This window comes from Streptomyces sp. P5F9 (assembly GCF_057961495.1).
Genome location: NZ_JBXVPZ010000050.1, coordinates 18,872 through 34,830, shown reverse-complemented (window position 1 = coordinate 34,830; position 15,959 = coordinate 18,872). Strand labels below are relative to the sequence as shown.

Sequence of the window (15,959 nt, the reverse complement as noted above, 5' to 3'; positions counted from 1 at the left end):
AGCCCCCGGCGTCCACCGCCGACGCGTCCCCCTCGGAACCGTCCGACGCGGGCAGCGTCGTCCAGGCCGCCATGTACCGGGACGGCGTGCGCGTCTCGGCACCGGACACCCTCGCCGACACGTTCCGCGAGCTGCGCGAACAGCCGTCCGGCATGGCCTGGATCGGCCTCGCCCGCCCCACCGAAGGTGAACTCCTCTCCCTGGCGGCGGAGTTCGACCTCCACCCGCTGGCCGTCGAGGACGCGATGGAGGCCCACCAGCGCCCGAAACTGGAGCGCTACGGCGAAACACTGTTCGTGGTCCTGAGCGCGGCCCGCTACTTGGACACGACGGAGGAGGTCGACTTCGGCGAGCTGCACGTCTTCGTGGGCCCGGACTTCGTGATCACGGTCCGGCACGGCGCGGCTCCCGACCTGTCGTCGGTCCGCCAACGCATGGAGGAATCCCCGGAGTTGCTGAGACTCGGCCCCGAGGCGGTGCTGTACGCCATCCTCGACGCGGTCGTCGACGGCTACGCGCCCGTCGTCACCGGCGTCCAGATCGACATCGACGAGATCGAGACGGAGGTCTTCCGCAGCGAACCGCAGGTCTCCCGCCGCATCTACGAACTCTCCCGCGAAATGGTCGAGTTCCAGCGCGCCACCCGCCCCCTCGTGGGCATGCTGCACAGCCTGATGGCGGGCTTCGCGAAGTACGGCACCGACGAGGAACTCCAGCGCTACCTCCGCGACGTGGCCGACCACGTCACCCACACCAGCGAACAAGTCGACGGCTTCCGCCAGGCGCTCACGGACATCCTGACAGTGAACGCGACCCTGGTCACCCAGCAACAGAACGCGGAGATGCGGGCGTTGGCGGAGGCGGGGTTCGAGCAGAACGAGGAGATCAAGAAGATTTCGTCGTGGGCGGCGATTTTGTTCGCGCCGACGTTGGTCGGGACGATCTACGGGATGAACTTCGATCGGATGCCGGAGTTGCACTGGGTGCTCGGGTATCCCTTCGCGATCATCCTGATGGCGGTCGTATGTACCAGTTTGTACGTCATCTTCAAGCGGAAAGACTGGCTCTGAGTAATCACCCTGGGAGGCACTCCTGGGAGTGGCTGCGGCCCGAGCAGCGGGCTCCGGCGGCGCCTCCGAAGCCGCTGGGGAGAATCTGGCCGGTGTCGTCAAGAGCGCACGGGACGCAAGATTCCGGGGCCTTGCCCAGACGCACCACACGTTGAACTTCAGCTCGGCCGGAAGTACGGATCTCGCAGGTGAAAAGGCCTTCCTGCTCCGGATGGCCAAGGCGTATCGATCAGCGTCTGCGGACGTCGACCTCAATCCCGCACAGGTGACGGAGAGTTGAGCACGGGTTCGGCCGCACGAGCCGGTGCCCCGCGGCTCCGTTGGTCATCGACCGCCGTCGGGGCGCTCCAGGTCGAAGTCGAACGCCACCGTTCCCAGGGCGCGTGCCGATCCCGCCGTCCACCGTGAGTGCTGCACCGTTGACGAACGACGCGGCGGGCGAAAGCAACCAGGCAATCGCCTCGGCAACCTCGGACGGATCGCGGGGGCACCCCGCGGGCACCATCCCGGATTCCAAGCATCACCGACGGCATCAGTTGGACGCAGTCGGTGCCGGCACTGCGCAACCGCCCGCCGACGCCACCGCTTCCGCCTTCCGCCTTCCGCCTTCCGCCTTCCGCCTTCCGCCTTCCGCCAAGGCGCCGCGGGGTCGGCCAGCGTGTCCAGCATGAACTGGTACCGAGTCAGCGCAGCATTCGCCGCCAACTGGGCATGTCGGGCCTGAGGTTGCTCGGCACACTGACCTGCCCGCGGCCTGCGCCGTACCCACGGTTGCGGAGTTCTGCCACTCCAAATCGACGGCGGGTGTGCGAAGCGGTGAATGTCGGCCCGCCGACCTGCCCCAACTCATGAGCACAAAGATCGTTGCCGTACTAGCGTTTTCCGGCGCGGCCGTCGTACTCCTCACGGGCGGCGAGGACTTCCTCGATGTGCCCCACCGACCACTCCGTGAGCGCCCTCAGGGGACCTCGCAGCGTCTGGCCGAGCGGGGTCAACTCGTACTCCACGCGGGTCGGCACCTCCGGGTACGCCGTCCGCAGGACCAGTCCGTCGCGTTCGAGGGTGCGCAGCGTCTGGGTGAGCATCTTCTCGCTCACTCCCGCCAGCCGCTGCCGCAGCTGGGTGAACCGGCATGCCCCGTGCCTGCCGAGTTCGCCCAGCACGAGAACCGCCCACTTGCTGCCGATCTGGTCGAGCACGTCACGCGAAGGGCAGCCACGCGCGTACGGGTCCCATGACGGTGTGGGCTCGGTCACGCCCTCGGCGGTCGCCACACTGCTCACCTCGATACTTTCCTCCGGGTGGCCACCTTACCGCGAAGTGGCTCCTTACCAAAAGAGAGTGACCAGGTCACCCTGGGTTTCGTGCCGCGGGAGGTCTGCGGCAGGAAGGGGTGATCTCCATGTCGATCGTTGTCACCGGAGCCTCCGGTCAGCTGGGCAGGCTCACCGTCGAAGCGCTGCTGGCCCGCGGAGTGCCGGCCTCCGACATCGTCGCGACCAGCCGTGACGTCACCAGGATCAAGGACTTCGCCGACCGCGGCGTCGTGGTGCGCCGGGCCGACTTCGCGGAGCCGGACAGTCTCGCGGCGGCCTTCGAGGGCGCGGACAAGCTGCTGCTGATCTCGACCACGGTCGTGGACGAGCGGGTCGCCAACCACCGCCGCGCCATCGACGCCGCAGTGGCGGCAGGCGTGTCGCTGGTGGCGTACACGAGCATGTCGCACGCGGACAGGGCCACCACCGTCCTCGCCTCCACCCATCGCGCCACGGAGGAGTACCTGAGGGAGCGCGCGGTCCCCAGCGTGATGCTGCGCAACAGCTGGTACCTGGAGAACTACACCGCCCAACTCCCGCTGGTACTGCGCAACGGAGCCGTCGTCGGTTCGGCCGGCCAGGGCAGGATCAGCGCCGCGGCCCGCGCCGACTACGCCGACGCCGCCGCGGTCGTACTGACCACCGAGGGCCATGCCGGCGAGGTGTACGAGCTGGGCGGCGACGAGGCGTTCACCCTGGCCGAGTTCGCCGGGGCCATCTCGGCCGCCAGCGGGAAGCAGATCACGTACACCGACCTCCCGGCCGACGGGCTCGCCCAGGTGCTGACCGGTGCCGGCGTGCCCGCCGAGCTGGCGCACGTCCTCGTCGACGCCGACCTCGGCATGAGTCGCGGCGAGTTGTTCACCGCTTCCGGTGACCTGCGGCGCCTGATCGGACGGCCGACCACGCCGCCGGCCGACGCGATCGCCGACGCGCTGTACTGACGGGCGCCTACGACCACTGACTCGCTTTTTCCACGTGCCCATGTCCCTCCCGGTCACCCGGGGAAAGGTCCTTCACGATGTCCACCCGCACCACCGCGCACGCCACTTGGCAGTCCGCGCTCCTCACCCTCACCGCGACGTCCGCCGCCCTGGCCGCCCTCACGCTTCCCGCCATCGCCGCACCGATCCATGACCGCGAGGGCGACGGCCACACGATCACGGTCGACGGCAGCCGGGCCTTCCCCGAGAGCGTCGCGGCCGACCACAACTACGTCTACACCGCCGGCATCGCCGACGGCACCGTCTACCGCGGGCGCCCGGGGGCGAAGACGCTGGAACCCTTCCTGCCGGGCGGTCAGGACGGCCGTACCCAGGCCACCGGGATCAAGACCACCGGCAACCGCCTCCTGGTCGCCGGCGCCTTCACCGGGCGCTTCTTCGTCTACACGAACACCGGGAAACTCGTCTCCTCCTACACCGTCCCCGACACGGGCGGGTCGACCCTCGTCAACGACGAGACCGTCGCCCCCGACGGGGACGTCTTCATCACCGATTCCTTCCGCGCCGTCGTCTACCGGATTCCGGCCGCCGAGGTGAACGCCCCCGCCACCGGCGCCCATCGGACCCTGGAGGTGGCCCACCTCCTGCCGGACTACGTGGCCGGCCAGTCCAACGGCAACGGCATCGTCACCACCCCCGACGGCAAGTCGCTGATCATCGGCTACTGGTACAGCGGCGCGCTCTACCGCCTCACCCTCGCCACCGGCGAGATCCACAGGATCGCCGCACCGGCCCTGACGAGCGCCGACGGGATGGCACGGCGAGGGAACACCCTGTACATCGCCCGTTCCGTGAACAACGAGGTCGACGCCGTCCGGCTGTCCGGCGACGGCACCCGGGCCACCGTCGTCTCCGCCCGCACCTACCCCGGGGCCGACACCACCACCGGCGTCGCCGTCATCGGAGACCGGCTGCTGGTGACCAACTCCCAGATGGACACCTTCCTTTACGGCGATCCGCTGACCAGCCCGGTCTTCACCCTCGAAAGCCTGCCGCTGCGCTGACCCCGCACCATCGGTTCGATGCTGTGCTCGCGGCGGCGAGAAAGGTTCAGAGCCTGCCGCCAGGCCGTCGGGGTCGATGCGCTGTCCGAGCGCTGCCAGGGCGGCGAGTGCGTCGGCGACGTCACGGCCGCTGGACAGCAGCGCGCCGACGAGGGCGCCTGCGGGTGTTCCACGAGTGCCTCAGCTCCCGCCATGCCGACTCCGGCCTCGGGCAGCCCTGTGAGTGGACCGGTCTGCCAACCGACACCGGCACCCGCGCCCTGACAGCCGGAGCAGCCCCGGTCCCGCCGAAGGCAACCCGCACTACAGCCGTGCGGGTTCATCGCGGAGCGCCCGGCATGAAGCAACGGAGTGGATCACGTCGATGCGCCTTCAGGGCAAGACCGCCCACGTCGCCGGTGCGACCAGCAACATCGGGCGGGCCATCGCGGAGGCCTTCGCGGTCATCGCCAACTGACACCCCCCAAGCCCGACTTCCCGTCCGGACATCAACGCGGGGCAGGGCAGGCCGCGACCCCGTGATGCCCCTGCTCCGCGGCCGAGGGCATCAGAACAGCACGGAACCGAGCGCGCGCCTACGGCACCCCCACCTCGAACAACACATACCCGGCATACGACCCCGACGCGACCGCTGCGATCCCCAACAGCAGGTACAGCACGGGTAGTTGGAGGGTGCGGAGCCTGACGGCCAGCGGGATGAAGAGGGGGAAGCACGGGAGGAGATAGCGGGAGACGTTGCCGAAGATCTGCTGGCTGCCCAGGACCAGGGCGAGGGTGAGCAGGGTGTAGACGGTCAGGACGGCCGGTGGTCGCAGGCGGATCAGGAGGGGGATCAGGAGTGCGGCCAGGAGGACGACGGCCACGCCGATGATGTCCTCGAAGGGGTACGCGAACAGGTAGTCGAAGTGGCCGACCGCCATGGAGCTGAAGACGTCGACGGTGTGCTTGCCGTAGTCGAAGCTGTGCGCCCAGGCGCCGCTCTGGAGCTTGAAGTAGCCTGCCAGGTCGCCCATTTGGTTGCCGACCCAGAGGAGGTAGCCGATCAGGCCGAGTGGTGCGATCGCCATCGCGATCCATGGGCCCGCGAGGTTCTCCCGGCGGCGGTGGAGCGTCTGCAGCGCGGCGACGGCGAGGGCGGCGATGAGCGCCGCGGCCGTCGGGCGGTTGAGGCCGGCGGCGAAGGTGAGGACGCCCGCGGTGAGCCAGCGGTCGGTCATGACGGCGTGGCAGGCCCAGACCGCGAGGGCGATGTAGAGGGACTCCGAATACGCCGACCACTCCACGCCGGAGCCGGGCCAGACCGCCCAGAGGCCGGCAGCGGCCAACCCGGCTCGTCTGCCCCCGAACCGGGCCGTCACGGCGTAGATGCCGAGCGACGCCGCGAACGATGCCACGACCGACACCAGCATCCCGGAGCCGTACAGACCCAGGCCCGTGGCGTCGGAGACGAGTCGCATCGTCGCCGGGTAGAGGGGGAAGAAGGCCGCCGAGTTGCCTTCGAGGGTGATCAGGCCGGTGGCGCCGGGGACTTGGACGAGCGCGGGGTGGTAGCCGTGTGCGGCTATCTGCTGGTACCACCAGCCGTCCCATGTGGCGAGTACGTCCCAGGCGTGGGCGCCGCCGCCGAAGCGCGGGTTCCTCGTCCGGAAGCCGCCGTCGGAGTCCAGCAGGTACATGAACACGGAGAAGCCGATGAGCTTCAGCACGCCGTACTGCGCGAGCACCGGGCCGTAGTGGCGGGCCGTGCGGCGCAGGGACTCACCAACGTCCCTGTGAGGCAGGTCAGTTGTGGTCTCTGCGACGGGCGGGGGCAGCGTCGTCGTATCGCTCATGTCGTCGTCGCCTCCGCCCCGCCGCGGCGCCCGGCCGGGAACACCCAGGCCCGAAAGAGCAGGAACCGTACGAGAGTTGCGGCCAGGTTGGCGGCGACCAGGACCCCGACCTCCGTGGTGCGCGCGGGAGTTGGGGTGGTGTGGTGCAGGAGGGCCAGGGAGCCGCTGGTGAGGGCCAGGCCGACCGTGAAGACGAGGAAGCCCTGGGCCTGGTGGCGGAGGGCGCCGACTCGGCCGCGCAGTCCGAAGGTCAGGCGGCGGTTCGCGGCCGTGTTGGCGAGGGCGCAGAGCAGCAGGGCGAGCGCGTTGGCGGCCTGTCCGCCCGTCGTCGGGCGCAACGCGACGTACAGCAGCACGTATCCGACGGAGCTTGCCGCTCCCACGGCGGCGAACCGCAGGAGTTGGGCGGCCAGGCCGGCCGGGTGCGAGCCGTCGGCGGAGGCCCGGCGCAGGCCCGCCGTCGGGAGCGTGCCGCGGGCCAACTCCCGTCCTATGCGGGCGATTCCGCGCAGGTCGGCCAGTGCCGTGGCGAGGATGTCGACCCGGCTGTCGGGGTCGTCCACCCAGTCGACCGGTACTTCGTGGATGCGCAGTCCGGCCCGTTCGGCGATCACCAGCAGTTCGGTGTCGAAGAACCACCCCGAGTCCTTGACCAGGGGCAGCAGCCGCTCGGCGACATCGCGCCGTACCGCCTTGAAACCGCACTGCGCGTCCGAGAAGCCGACGGCGAGGGTAGAGCGCAACAGGGCGTTGTAGCAACGGGAGATGGCCTCCCGCTTGGGGCCGCGCACCACCCGGGAGCCGCGGGCCAGCCGGGTGCCGATCGCGATGTCGGAGTGGCCGGAGATCAGCGGGGCGACCAGCGGGAGGAGCGCCGCGAGGTCGGTCGACAGGTCCACGTCGACGTAGGCGAGCACGGGCGCCCGTGACCCGGACCAGGCCACGCGCAGCGCCCGTCCCCGGCCCTTCTCGGCGAGCCGTAGCCACTCCAACTCGGATAGTTCGGCGGCTAGTTGGGCCGCTATGCGCGGGGTCTCGTCCGTGCTGGCGTTGTCCGCGACCGTGATGCGGAACGGGTACGGGAACGTCTCCGACAGGTGTGCGTGCAGCCGCCGTACGCTCGGTTCGAGGTCCTTCTCCTCGTTGAACACGGGGACGACCACGTCGAGGACCGGCTCGCGGTGGTGTGCCGACACCGGTGTGCGGAGCGGTAGTCGGCTCGTCGCACCCGTCTGGCTCGTCAGTATCGTCATGTTCTGTCCTGGTCTGTGGACTGCCGCAGGGCGTGCGGGATCGCCTGCGGGCGCCATGCCGCAGCTGGGGCTTACGGGTTGGGGTGGTCCCGGGCGGGACGGGTCAGCCGGAGCCGGTCGGGCCCACGGTCGCGGACGACTCCGTCGCCGCCCCCGTCGCCGGCGGTGTCGTGGCCGAACTCGTCGAAGTGCCGTGCCCCGTGGACGTGTTGGCCGTCCCCGTGCTGGAGGGCGGCGGGGCCGTGTCGGTCGTGGTCGGGTCCGAGGACGAGGTGGTCGAACTCCCGGTCGGGGTCGAGCTCGGGGTGGTGGGCGGCAGAGTGGTTCGTGTGGGTGTCGGGCTCGTGGTGGCGCTCGGGGGCGTGTCCGGTGTGCGGGTCGGGGTGGCGGTCGGGAGCGTCGGGGTCACGGCCGTTCCGGGCAGCGGGGCCTGCGGTCTGTCGTCCACCCGGTCGTGGGGCAGCAGGAAGAAACCGAGGCCGATCCCGGCGAGGGCCAGGGCGGAGCCGACCACTTTCTGTGCCGCGCGGACACGGCGCCTGGCCCGTACACCGGAGTGGAGTCGGGTCCGGTGCCTGGGTTCGAAGAGGGTCGTCTCCTGGGTGTCGCGCATCATCCGCGCGAGCTCCCGCTCGAAGCGATCGAAGTGATCGCCCTGGTCGAACCGGTCACTGCCGTGGAACCGATCACTGCCGTCGAACTGATCAGTGCCGTCGAACTGATCGCCGTGGTCGAAGTGGTCCATCAACTCCCCCTCATCCCACCGGTTCGATGACATCGCCAAGGATCCGGCGCAGCCGCGCCACGCCCCGTGACGCATGGGACCGGGCGGTGCCGACCGGACACCCCAGCACTTCGGCGACCTGCCTGTCGGGCAGGTCCTGGTAGTAGCGCAGGACCACGGCGGCCCGTTGCGCGGGCGGCAGTTGGGCCAGCGCCGCCTCCAGCCGCGAGCGCTCCGCCACCGCGGCGGACACGTCCCCGGCCTCGGCGCGGTCGGGCAGCTGCTCGACCGGGCGCTCGCCCCACCAGCGTCGCCGCGCGGAACGGGCCGCCGCCCGCGCCAGGATCTTGCGGACGTACGGCTCCGGTGCCTCCTCCGCGATTCTCGGCCAGGCGAACCAGAGCTTGACCATGGCCTCCTGGAGGAGGTCCTCGGCGCGGTGCCGATCACCTCCCACGAGCAGACAGGCCAGATGGAACAACGCCGACCAGCGTGCTGCCACGAACCCGTCGAACCCGTCGGCCCGACTCTGTTCCATCCGTACCGTCCACCGTCCCCGTTGCGGGCAAGCCCCTTACACAGAGAGAAAGGCCGTAGACCCCGTACCTCGCTGCACTTCGGGGCTGTGATCCGGGTTACACCCCGTTCCGGAGCGTGGGTGGTCAAGAGTGAGTCATGTGCGATGCCCGGCTGAGAGGGGCGGGGTCGGCAGCCGTATGGGGAGGGCGAACAGGCAGTACGTACGACTCCCGACGAAGGGCATCTCCTTGATCCCGCGACGCATTGTCCTGAGCCTCGTCGCAGGCCTCGCCTCCACGCTGTTGCTGGGGGCGTGCAGTTCCTCGGACAGCGCCGGTTCCGGCAGCGCGGAGACGGTGGCCGCGTCGGCTCCCACGAGCCCCGCGCCGGTCGCCTCGACGCCGGGTGCCACGGCCACGGCGTTCACCGTGTCGGCCAGGACGGTCGAGGGTGTGGGCCCCGTGGTCACCGACACCAACGGGATGACCCTCTACCGCTACGACAAGGACGAGTCGAACCCCTCCAAGTGGACGTGCTCCGGTGCGTGCGTGAAGACGTGGATACCGGTGATCGTGCCGGAGTCCGTACAGACGTCGGGAGTGGGGCGGAGCCTCCTCGGCACGGTCCACCGCGACGGCAAGCCGCAACTCACCCTCGCCGGCTGGCCGTTGTACCGGTACATCGGCGACACGGCGGCCGGCCAGGCGAACGGCCAGGGCAAGGACGGCGCCTGGCACGCCGTGACCCCGACCGGAGAAAAGGCCGCCGCGACGGGCTGACCCTCAGTCCTTGTAGTCGGGGGCGACGCGCTCCACGAGCCGGAGCAGCGCCGCCCACGCGAACTCGTACGCCTTGTCGTCCTGGAGGTCCGAACTGTCGTCCTCACCGGCGAGTTGACGGGCGGTCAGCTCGCAGACGTCGGGGCTGGGGACGACCAGCTGGGTGCCCGCCGCCGCGACCGTGGTCTGGATCTCGCAGGCCTTGTCCAGGTAGTACATGCGCAGGAACGCCTGCGCCGGGGTCTCTCCCACGGTGAGCAGGCCGTGGTTGCGGAGGATCATCGCGGGGTGGCGGCCCAGGTCGGCGACCAGGCGGCGTTGTTCGGCGAGGTTGAGGGCGACGCCTTCGTAGTCGTGGTAGCCGAGCCTGCCGTAGAACTCCATGGATATCTGGTTGAGCGGGAGCAGGCCGTGCTTCTGGGCGGCGACCGCGCAGCCCGCCCTGGTGTGGGTGTGCAGGACGCACTGGGCGTCGGGGCGGGCGGCGTGGACGGCGCTGTGGATGACGAAGCCGGCCGGGTTGACCGGGTGCGGGGAGTCCTCGACGGCGCGGCCGGAGAGGTCGATCCTGACGAGGTTCGACGCGGTGATCTCCTCGAAGAGGAGGCCGTAGGGGTTGATCAGGAAGTGGTGTTCGGGGCCCGGGAGGCGGACCGAGATGTGCGTGAAGATCAGGTCGGTCATCCGGAAGTGCGCCACGAGCCGGTAGACCGCGGCGAGTTCGCGGCGCAGCCGGAGTTCTTCCGAGGAGACAGTGGTGGCGTACATGGGGACCTTTCGATGAGATACGGCACGTGCGGGTGCGGGTGGGCGCTACCAGAACAGCGGGTCAGACCACGCTCAACTCCGGTGCGGCGACGGCCTGTTCGCCTGCCAGGCGGCGGTGCCAGGCCTCGACCACGGCTTCCTCCGTCGGCTTGGTGAGGAGGCTGACGGCGACGTAGGTGACCAGGCCGGCCAACAGGCCGTAGTAGATCGGCTCGTTGGCGAGGAGGCCGTCGGTCACCATGAGGACGATCACCGTGGTGCCGCCCGCGATCATCGAGGCCATGGCGCCGGGGAGGTTGCCGCGCTTCCAGACGAGGCCGCCGAGGATGGGCACCAACAGGCCGCCGACGAGCAGGTTGTAGGCGACGGTGAGGGCTTCGATGACGTCGCCGAGGGCGCAGGCGATGCCCATGGCCGCGACCCCGAGGACGACGATCGCGAGCCGGTTCGAGCCGATCTCGTCGTCCTGCGCGCCTGTCCCGTCGTCCTTCGGACCGGTGACCGTACGGCGGCTCAGCCGCGCCCAGATGTCGTTGTTGGCGACGGTCGCCGAGGCGATCAGGGCGCCGCTCGCCGTGGACATCATCGCGGAGAGCGCGGCGGCCAGGACCAGGCCCCGGACGCCGGTGGGCAGGGCGTGCCGGACGATCGTCGCGAACGCGTCGTCGGCGCTGGCGAGTTGAGGGTAGAGGGACTTGGTGGCCATGCCGATGACGGCGCCTGCCAGGGCGTAGACCAGGCAGTAGACGCCGGCGACCGTGCCGCCCCAGGAGGCGACTCTGTCGGAGCGGGCGGTGAACACCCGCTGCCAGATGTCCTGTCCGATGAGCATGCCGAAGGTGTAGATCAGCACGAAGGTGACGATGGTCTGGCCGCCTATGGAGGTCGGGGAGAAGTAGCCGTCCGGCAGTTTGTCCGCCATCTCGGCGAAGCCGCCCGCCCGGACCACGGCGATGGGCAGCAGCAGGACCAGCACACCGAGGCTCTTGACCACGAACTGCACCATGTCGGTGAGGGTGATGGACCACATGCCGCCGAGCGCGGAGTAGCCGACGACGATCGTGCCGCCGATGACCACCGCGACCCAGCGCGGCACGTCGAACAGGACGTCGAAGACGCTGGCGTACGCGATCGTCGAGGTCACCACCAGCATCAGCGTGTAGATCCACATCACCACGCCGGAGATCACGGCCGCGGTGTCGCCGTAGCGCAGGGAGAGCATCTCGGCGACGGTGTAGACCTTGAGGCGGGCGATGCGGGCGGAGAAGAAGACCGACAGGGCCAGCAGTCCGAGGCCGATCGCGAAGACCATGGCGGCGCCGGAGATGCCGTAGGTGTAGCCCAGGCGGACGCCGCCGATGGTGGAGGCGCCGCCGAGGACGACGGCGGCCATCGTGCCGGTGTACATGAGCGGGCCCAGCCGCCGTCCGGCGACGAGGAAGTCGCTCTTGGACGCGGCACGTTTCTTGCCCCACCAGCCCACGCCGATGATGCCCAGCAGGTATGCGGCCATGACGAAGTAGTCGACGGTCATCAGAGTCCTCCGGAAGCGGAATGAGCGGAGAGGGTCGGAGAGTTCGGAGAGAGTCGGCGACCGGGTGCGGGCCGGGCCGGGACAGTGCCCTGCGAGTGGCATGACGATATCGGCGCACGCGCTGGCGTCGTAGTGGCGGAATCGTCCAATATGGAGGTGCCCGTTGGATGAATCCGGCAGTCGTGTGTGATGCCCCCGGCCGGGAGGATGCCCCCTCATGACCGAGTCCGCCGAATCCACCGAGTCCGACCAGCCCTCCGTGCCGCTGAGCGTGCTGCTCACCGATCCCGCTCTGGAGCTGCGCCAGATCGCGGGGCCGACCGCCGGGGAGCACCGGGTCAGCACGGTCGGCACCACGGAGATCGAGGACCCGTCGCCGTACCTGGTCGGCGGCGAGCTGCTCCTCACCGCGGGCGTGCGCCTCCCGGCCGACGCGGAGGGCATCGACACGTACGTACGGCGCGTCGTCGGCGCCGGGGTGACCGCACTCGGGTTCGGTGTCGTCCCCGTGCACGACGAGGTGCCGCCCGAACTGGTCGCCGCCTGCGACCGCCATGGGCTTCCTCTTCTACGGCTGCCGCCCGCCACTCCGTTCGTGGCGGTCGGGCAGGCCACCTACGCGGCGATCGCCGAGGTGCGCAACCGTGAGCTGCGCGAGATCTCCCGGGCCCAGTCGGCGCTGGCCGCGGCCGCCGCCCGGCCGGACGCGCTGCGGGCGGTGCTCACCCAGCTCAGCGGGCACACCGGCGCCTGGGCGGTCCTGCACGACGCCCGGGGCAACGAGCTGTTCAGCGCCGGTCCCCGGCCCGCGCCTCCGACACCCGGGCGGGTTCGCGATCTCGCCGTGCGCACGATCGCCCGGGTCCGAACAGGCGCCGCCGGCCGGTCCGTTCCGGCCGCGGCCGCCGATCACCAGGGCGGCACCCATCTGACCGTGCACACCCTGCCCGGAGCGGACGGCACCGCGACAGCCCTCGCCCTCGGCCAGGCCGCCACGACCGCCCCGACCCTGGTCCACCGCCAAGTCACCGGTACGGCGGCGGTGTTGCTGGCCCTGCTCACCAGTCCACGGCACGCCCTGGGCACCGACACGCACAGCGCGGGCGCGTTGGTACGGCTGATGCTGGGGGCCGCCCCGGCCGACGTGGCCGCCTCGCTCGCGCCCGCCGACACGACGGAGGACGCCGGACACTGGATCGTGGTCCACGGTCGGCACCCGTCCCCGCGCTCCGCCCGGGGCGACGATCCGGCCCAACTCGCCACCCTGGGAACCGCGTTGGGGACGCCCTACCTGTACATCGACGGCTCCGAGCTGAAGGCCCTGGTCGCCGGTGCGCCGGACGCTCGTCCCGAAGTGCCCGCGCAGGCAGCCGACTTGGGCTGGATCCTCGGGTTCAGCACACCCGTGCCCGCCTCGGATCTGGCGCACGCCGATGTGCGGGCCGGACGGGCCCTGCAACGCGCGATCGCGGCGCAGGTGCCCGCCGTCGTCGACACCGGGGACCCGCTCACCGTCCACGGGATCGTCCCGTCCGCCGACGCCCGGGAGTTGGCCCGCACCCGCTTCGCCCCGCTCGACGGGGCCGCTTCTCCGGGCGCCGCGATCCTGCTCGACACCCTGCGAACCTGGCTGACCCTGCACGGCAGTTGGGACCGTACGGCGGCGGCCCTGCACGTCCACCGGAACACCGTGCGGCACCGTCTGGCACGGATCGCCGAACTGCTCGATGTGGACCTGCAGGACCCCGGCGTGCGGATGGAACTCTGGTTCGCCCTGCACTGGTTGCCGGACGAGGACCGCTCTTAGGCCCTAGCGGTGGCCGTCGGAGCGGGCCCTAGCGGAGGCCGTCGCAGCGGGCCCTAGCGGTGGCCGTCGGAGCGCTTGCGGTGGAGTGTGAAGTTCTCGAACACCGACAGGTCGCCGTTCGGCTTGTTCACGTTGTAGTAGGTCACGTGCATGCGGGTGGTGTCGCCGGGGTGCCCGCCGGGGTCGACGGTGAACGCGGCGAAGCCGTAGGGGTGTTCGGTGTCCCGGACGCCGATCCAGACCGCTTCCTCCTTGGTGTAGGTGGAGGTGCGCTTGCCGTTGGAACCGGGGGTCGCCGACACGGACGTGATCACCTTGCCGGTGCCGTCCTTGAAGAAGCTCTGGTTCGTGGTACCGGAGACTCCGCCGCCGCCGAGGATCATGTGCACGGTGCCGAGGCCGGTGTCGATGTCGTCGGTGGCCGTGGAGACCGGGTTGGGGGTCAGCGTCTCGGTGCCGCTGACGACTCCGCGGACGGCCAGCGAGCGCTCGTAGTTGTGCTCGTGGCCGCACAGGACCAGGTCCACGCCGTAACGGTCGAACAGGGGGCCGTACTTCTGGCGCAGGCCGAGGTCGGCGCCGTTCGCGTCCGTGGAGCTGACCATGACCTGGTGCATGGCGACGACGATCCAGTCCGTGTCGCGCGAGGCCCGGGCCGCCTTCAACTCCTTCTCAAGGAAGGCGAGTTGGCGTCCGCCGGAGTAGCCGCTGATGTAGACGTCACCGCCGTCCTGGAGGCAGTTGTCGTCGTTCTGCAGCACGATGACCCGGACCGAGCCGGCCGTGAACGCGTAGTAGAGGCCCGCGAGTTCGGCGTCGGTCTCGGTGGACGGGAGAGCGAAGTAGGTCTGGTAGGCGCCGAGTCCGATCGGGCCGTTGGCCTTCTCGATCTCGTGGTTGCCGGCCGCCGGCATCCAGGGGCGGAAGCGGGCCGAACGGGTGTTGTTGGTGAAGAAGTTGTTCCAGGTGCGCACCCGGTCGACGTCCAGGTTGGCGTAGCAGAGGTCGCCGTTGAGGAGGTGGAAGAGCGGGGCGACCTGCTCGATGCCGGTGACGATGTCCTTCGTCGCGGGGGTGGAGTTCGCGTCGAGGCCGACCGTGCCGTTGGCCGCCCAGGTGACCTGCGGGGCGGACTGGTCGCCGAAGCTGGTGAAGGTGAGCGGCTTGCGTCCGCGCGGCGCGGTGCGGAACGTGCCGCTGTCGGGCGTCGCCCCGTCGTGGGTGGCGAGGTAGAGGTAGTCGGTGTCCGGGGTGAGCCGGTTCAGGGAGGCGTGGTGGACGTAGACGGTGCGGCTGGAGGTGCCGTCGACGTAGGTGACGGTGCGGGCGTTGGCGCTGGAGCCGAAGCCGTGCTCCAGCGTGCCGTAGCGCACGACGGGTCTGTTCACCGGTTTGTCGGTGATCCACGAGACGTTCATCTGGGTGCGCGGGTCCGCGCCGAAGGTGAGGTGCAGGCCCTGGACCGGGGTCGCGCCGGAGGAGTCCGCGGTGAGGTGCAGGGCCGGGGCGGCGAGCGGGGCGGCCTGCGCCGTGCCTGCTCCCAGCAAGGGGGTGACGGCCGCGCCGGCGCCGGCCGTACCGAGGATTCCCAGCGCGTGACGCCGGCTGACCCCCTCGGACGACTGCGTCGACTCGTCCGGTGTCTCTGTCTGTGCGGTCATGATGCCCTCCCTGGCGAGCAGTTGAGCTGACAACGTCCGCACATTGGCGCTTCCCGGCGGCCCCCGAGTGAACAGTGCGTTGCCAGACGGTCATTGCGGCACGAGGTGTGGGCTCCCGGGGGCGATTCTTGCCCCGGGCTTTGCCAGGTACCGCCCCCTCGTTGACACGGCCAGCCGGCCGGGCGGGAGCCGAGGCACCATTTCCGGCCACCGCCGGCACCGCGTCACGGGCGCGTCGAGAATCGCCGTCCCGGCGTCGGACGAGCGCCAACACGGCGGTACGTCCGCTCTCTTCGGCCTTTCGATGGGACACGCAGACGTCTGTGTACGCCGAGGAGTGAGCGACGATGAGCAGTGACGGACGGGCACGTGCCGTGGCCGGAGTGAGCGGTTCGCCGGGCAGCCTGGCGGCGCTGCACCGGGCGGTGCGGGAGGCCTGTCGCACCGGTGCCGAGTTGCCGGCCGTCCTCGCCCGGGAGCCGCCCGGCGGTGAACTCGCCCACGGGCACTCGATGTTGGCGCCTCCGATGTCCCACCTCCGACGGAACGCCGCCGACCGACTCCTCGCCGTTCTGGACGCGACCTTCGGCGAGACCGGCCCCGGGGTCCCCTTCCAGGGTCGGGTCGTCCGGGGTACGGCGGGCCGCGCCCTCGTGGAAACCGCCGACCGCCCGGACGACCTCCTCGT

The 15,959-nt window shown here is 70.4% G+C and carries 14 protein-coding genes and 2 pseudogenes; 7 read left to right on the top strand and 9 right to left on the bottom strand.

The features are described from left to right. Positions 1 to 1,070: magnesium and cobalt transport protein CorA (locus AC31A1_RS11860; RefSeq protein ID WP_489653234.1), on the top strand; the 1,070-nt coding region annotated here is incomplete at its 5' end. A 229-nt stretch (positions 1,071 to 1,299) separates the two neighbouring features. Here the strand turns inward: AC31A1_RS11860 and AC31A1_RS11855 are convergent. Together AC31A1_RS11855 and AC31A1_RS11850 are read right to left on the bottom strand one after the other, a co-directional pair. After that, positions 1,300 to 1,575 carry an SDR family oxidoreductase gene (locus tag AC31A1_RS11855; RefSeq protein ID WP_489653233.1) on the bottom strand — a complete coding sequence of 92 codons (276 nt, stop codon included), beginning with the start codon at positions 1,573 to 1,575 and terminating at the stop codon, positions 1,300 to 1,302. A gap of 367 nt (positions 1,576 to 1,942) precedes the next feature. Further along, entirely contained in the window at positions 1,943 to 2,353 is a 411-nt protein-coding gene (locus AC31A1_RS11850) for a winged helix-turn-helix transcriptional regulator (protein WP_489653232.1), read from the bottom strand. Between the two features lie 119 nt (positions 2,354 to 2,472). Here AC31A1_RS11850 and AC31A1_RS11845 point away from each other — a divergent pair, with 119 nt between their 5' ends. The 3 genes and pseudogenes from AC31A1_RS11845 to AC31A1_RS11835 all read left to right on the top strand — a co-directional run. Further along, on the top strand, positions 2,473 to 3,330 hold the full coding sequence (locus AC31A1_RS11845; protein WP_489653231.1) for an SDR family oxidoreductase: 858 nt from the start codon (positions 2,473 to 2,475) through the stop codon (positions 3,328 to 3,330). 77 nt (positions 3,331 to 3,407) lie between these two features. Next, a complete protein-coding gene (locus AC31A1_RS11840) occupies positions 3,408 to 4,394 on the top strand; it encodes an SMP-30/gluconolactonase/LRE family protein (protein ID WP_489653230.1) in 987 nt (328 codons plus the stop codon). Positions 4,395 to 4,758: 364 nt separating this feature from the next. After that, positions 4,759 to 4,836: pseudogene (locus AC31A1_RS11835) on the top strand (short-chain dehydrogenase); the annotation flags it as partial. A gap of 133 nt (positions 4,837 to 4,969) precedes the next feature. Here AC31A1_RS11835 and AC31A1_RS11830 read toward each other — a convergent pair. The 4 genes from AC31A1_RS11830 to AC31A1_RS11815 all read right to left on the bottom strand — a co-directional run bounded on the left by AC31A1_RS11830 (position 4,970) and on the right by AC31A1_RS11815 (position 8,741). Further along, positions 4,970 to 6,226: a hypothetical protein gene (locus AC31A1_RS11830; protein ID WP_489653229.1), complete on the bottom strand. Its 1,257-nt coding sequence runs from the start codon at positions 6,224 to 6,226 to the stop codon at positions 4,970 to 4,972. Then, the gene (locus tag AC31A1_RS11825) at positions 6,223 to 7,479 is read right to left on the bottom strand and encodes a bifunctional glycosyltransferase family 2/GtrA family protein (RefSeq protein ID WP_489653228.1); all 1,257 of its coding nucleotides are present in this window, start codon (positions 7,477 to 7,479) and stop codon (positions 6,223 to 6,225) included. Before AC31A1_RS11825 ends, AC31A1_RS11830 begins: the two co-directional genes overlap by 4 nt. Positions 7,480 to 7,582: 103 nt before the next feature. Beyond that, positions 7,583 to 8,224: a hypothetical protein gene (locus tag AC31A1_RS11820; RefSeq protein WP_489653227.1), complete on the bottom strand. Its 642-nt coding sequence runs from the start codon at positions 8,222 to 8,224 to the stop codon at positions 7,583 to 7,585. Between the two features lie 10 nt (positions 8,225 to 8,234). Continuing rightward, on the bottom strand, positions 8,235 to 8,741 hold the full coding sequence (locus AC31A1_RS11815) for a SigE family RNA polymerase sigma factor (RefSeq protein ID WP_393758470.1): 507 nt from the start codon (positions 8,739 to 8,741) through the stop codon (positions 8,235 to 8,237). Positions 8,742 to 8,919: 178 nt separating this feature from the next. Between AC31A1_RS11815 and AC31A1_RS11810 the strand changes: the two genes are divergently transcribed. Next, complete coding sequence (locus tag AC31A1_RS11810) at positions 8,920 to 9,501, top strand: hypothetical protein (RefSeq protein ID WP_489653226.1); 582 nt, start codon at positions 8,920 to 8,922, stop codon at positions 9,499 to 9,501. A 3-nt stretch (positions 9,502 to 9,504) separates the two neighbouring features. On the opposite strand, the gene AC31A1_RS11805 is transcribed toward AC31A1_RS11810, so the two are convergent. Continuing rightward, positions 9,505 to 10,269: a class II aldolase/adducin family protein gene (locus AC31A1_RS11805; RefSeq protein WP_489653225.1), complete on the bottom strand. Its 765-nt coding sequence runs from the start codon at positions 10,267 to 10,269 to the stop codon at positions 9,505 to 9,507. A 61-nt stretch (positions 10,270 to 10,330) separates the two neighbouring features. Next, on the bottom strand, positions 10,331 to 11,803 hold the full coding sequence (locus AC31A1_RS11800) for a sodium:solute symporter family protein (protein WP_489653224.1): 1,473 nt from the start codon (positions 11,801 to 11,803) through the stop codon (positions 10,331 to 10,333). 217 nt (positions 11,804 to 12,020) lie between these two features. Between AC31A1_RS11800 and AC31A1_RS11795 the strand changes: the two genes are divergently transcribed. Next, positions 12,021 to 13,610 carry a PucR family transcriptional regulator gene (locus AC31A1_RS11795; RefSeq protein WP_489653223.1) on the top strand — a complete coding sequence of 530 codons (1,590 nt, stop codon included), beginning with the start codon at positions 12,021 to 12,023 and terminating at the stop codon, positions 13,608 to 13,610. A gap of 53 nt (positions 13,611 to 13,663) precedes the next feature. On the opposite strand, the gene AC31A1_RS11790 is transcribed toward AC31A1_RS11795, so the two are convergent. After that, complete coding sequence (locus AC31A1_RS11790) at positions 13,664 to 15,271, bottom strand: purple acid phosphatase family protein (protein WP_489653222.1); 1,608 nt, start codon at positions 15,269 to 15,271, stop codon at positions 13,664 to 13,666. Between the two features lie 347 nt (positions 15,272 to 15,618). Here AC31A1_RS11790 and AC31A1_RS11785 point away from each other — a divergent pair. Continuing rightward, positions 15,619 to 15,939, top strand: a pseudogene (locus tag AC31A1_RS11785) (universal stress protein); the annotation flags it as partial. Positions 15,940 to 15,959 lie beyond the last annotated feature (20 nt).

What these genes read in the sequence shown, in the direction of transcription:
- AC31A1_RS11855 (WP_489653233.1), bottom strand. Translation starts at nt 1,575, where the DNA reads ATGGTGCCCGCGGGGTGCCCCCGCGATCCGTCCGAGGTTGCCGAGGCG.
- AC31A1_RS11845 (WP_489653231.1), top strand. Translation starts at nt 2,473, where the DNA reads ATGTCGATCGTTGTCACCGGAGCCTCCGGTCAGCTGGGCAGGCTCACC.
- AC31A1_RS11840 (WP_489653230.1), top strand. Translation starts at nt 3,408, where the DNA reads ATGTCCACCCGCACCACCGCGCACGCCACTTGGCAGTCCGCGCTCCTC.
- AC31A1_RS11830 (WP_489653229.1), bottom strand. Translation starts at nt 6,226, where the DNA reads ATGAGCGATACGACGACGCTGCCCCCGCCCGTCGCAGAGACCACAACT.
- AC31A1_RS11825 (WP_489653228.1), bottom strand. Translation starts at nt 7,479, where the DNA reads ATGACGATACTGACGAGCCAGACGGGTGCGACGAGCCGACTACCGCTC.
- AC31A1_RS11820 (WP_489653227.1), bottom strand. Translation starts at nt 8,224, where the DNA reads ATGGACCACTTCGACCACGGCGATCAGTTCGACGGCACTGATCAGTTC.
- AC31A1_RS11815 (WP_393758470.1), bottom strand. Translation starts at nt 8,741, where the DNA reads ATGGAACAGAGTCGGGCCGACGGGTTCGACGGGTTCGTGGCAGCACGC.
- AC31A1_RS11810 (WP_489653226.1), top strand. Translation starts at nt 8,920, where the DNA reads ATGGGGAGGGCGAACAGGCAGTACGTACGACTCCCGACGAAGGGCATC.
- AC31A1_RS11805 (WP_489653225.1), bottom strand. Translation starts at nt 10,269, where the DNA reads ATGTACGCCACCACTGTCTCCTCGGAAGAACTCCGGCTGCGCCGCGAA.
- AC31A1_RS11800 (WP_489653224.1), bottom strand. Translation starts at nt 11,803, where the DNA reads ATGACCGTCGACTACTTCGTCATGGCCGCATACCTGCTGGGCATCATC.
- AC31A1_RS11795 (WP_489653223.1), top strand. Translation starts at nt 12,021, where the DNA reads ATGACCGAGTCCGCCGAATCCACCGAGTCCGACCAGCCCTCCGTGCCG.
- AC31A1_RS11790 (WP_489653222.1), bottom strand. Translation starts at nt 15,271, where the DNA reads ATGACCGCACAGACAGAGACACCGGACGAGTCGACGCAGTCGTCCGAG.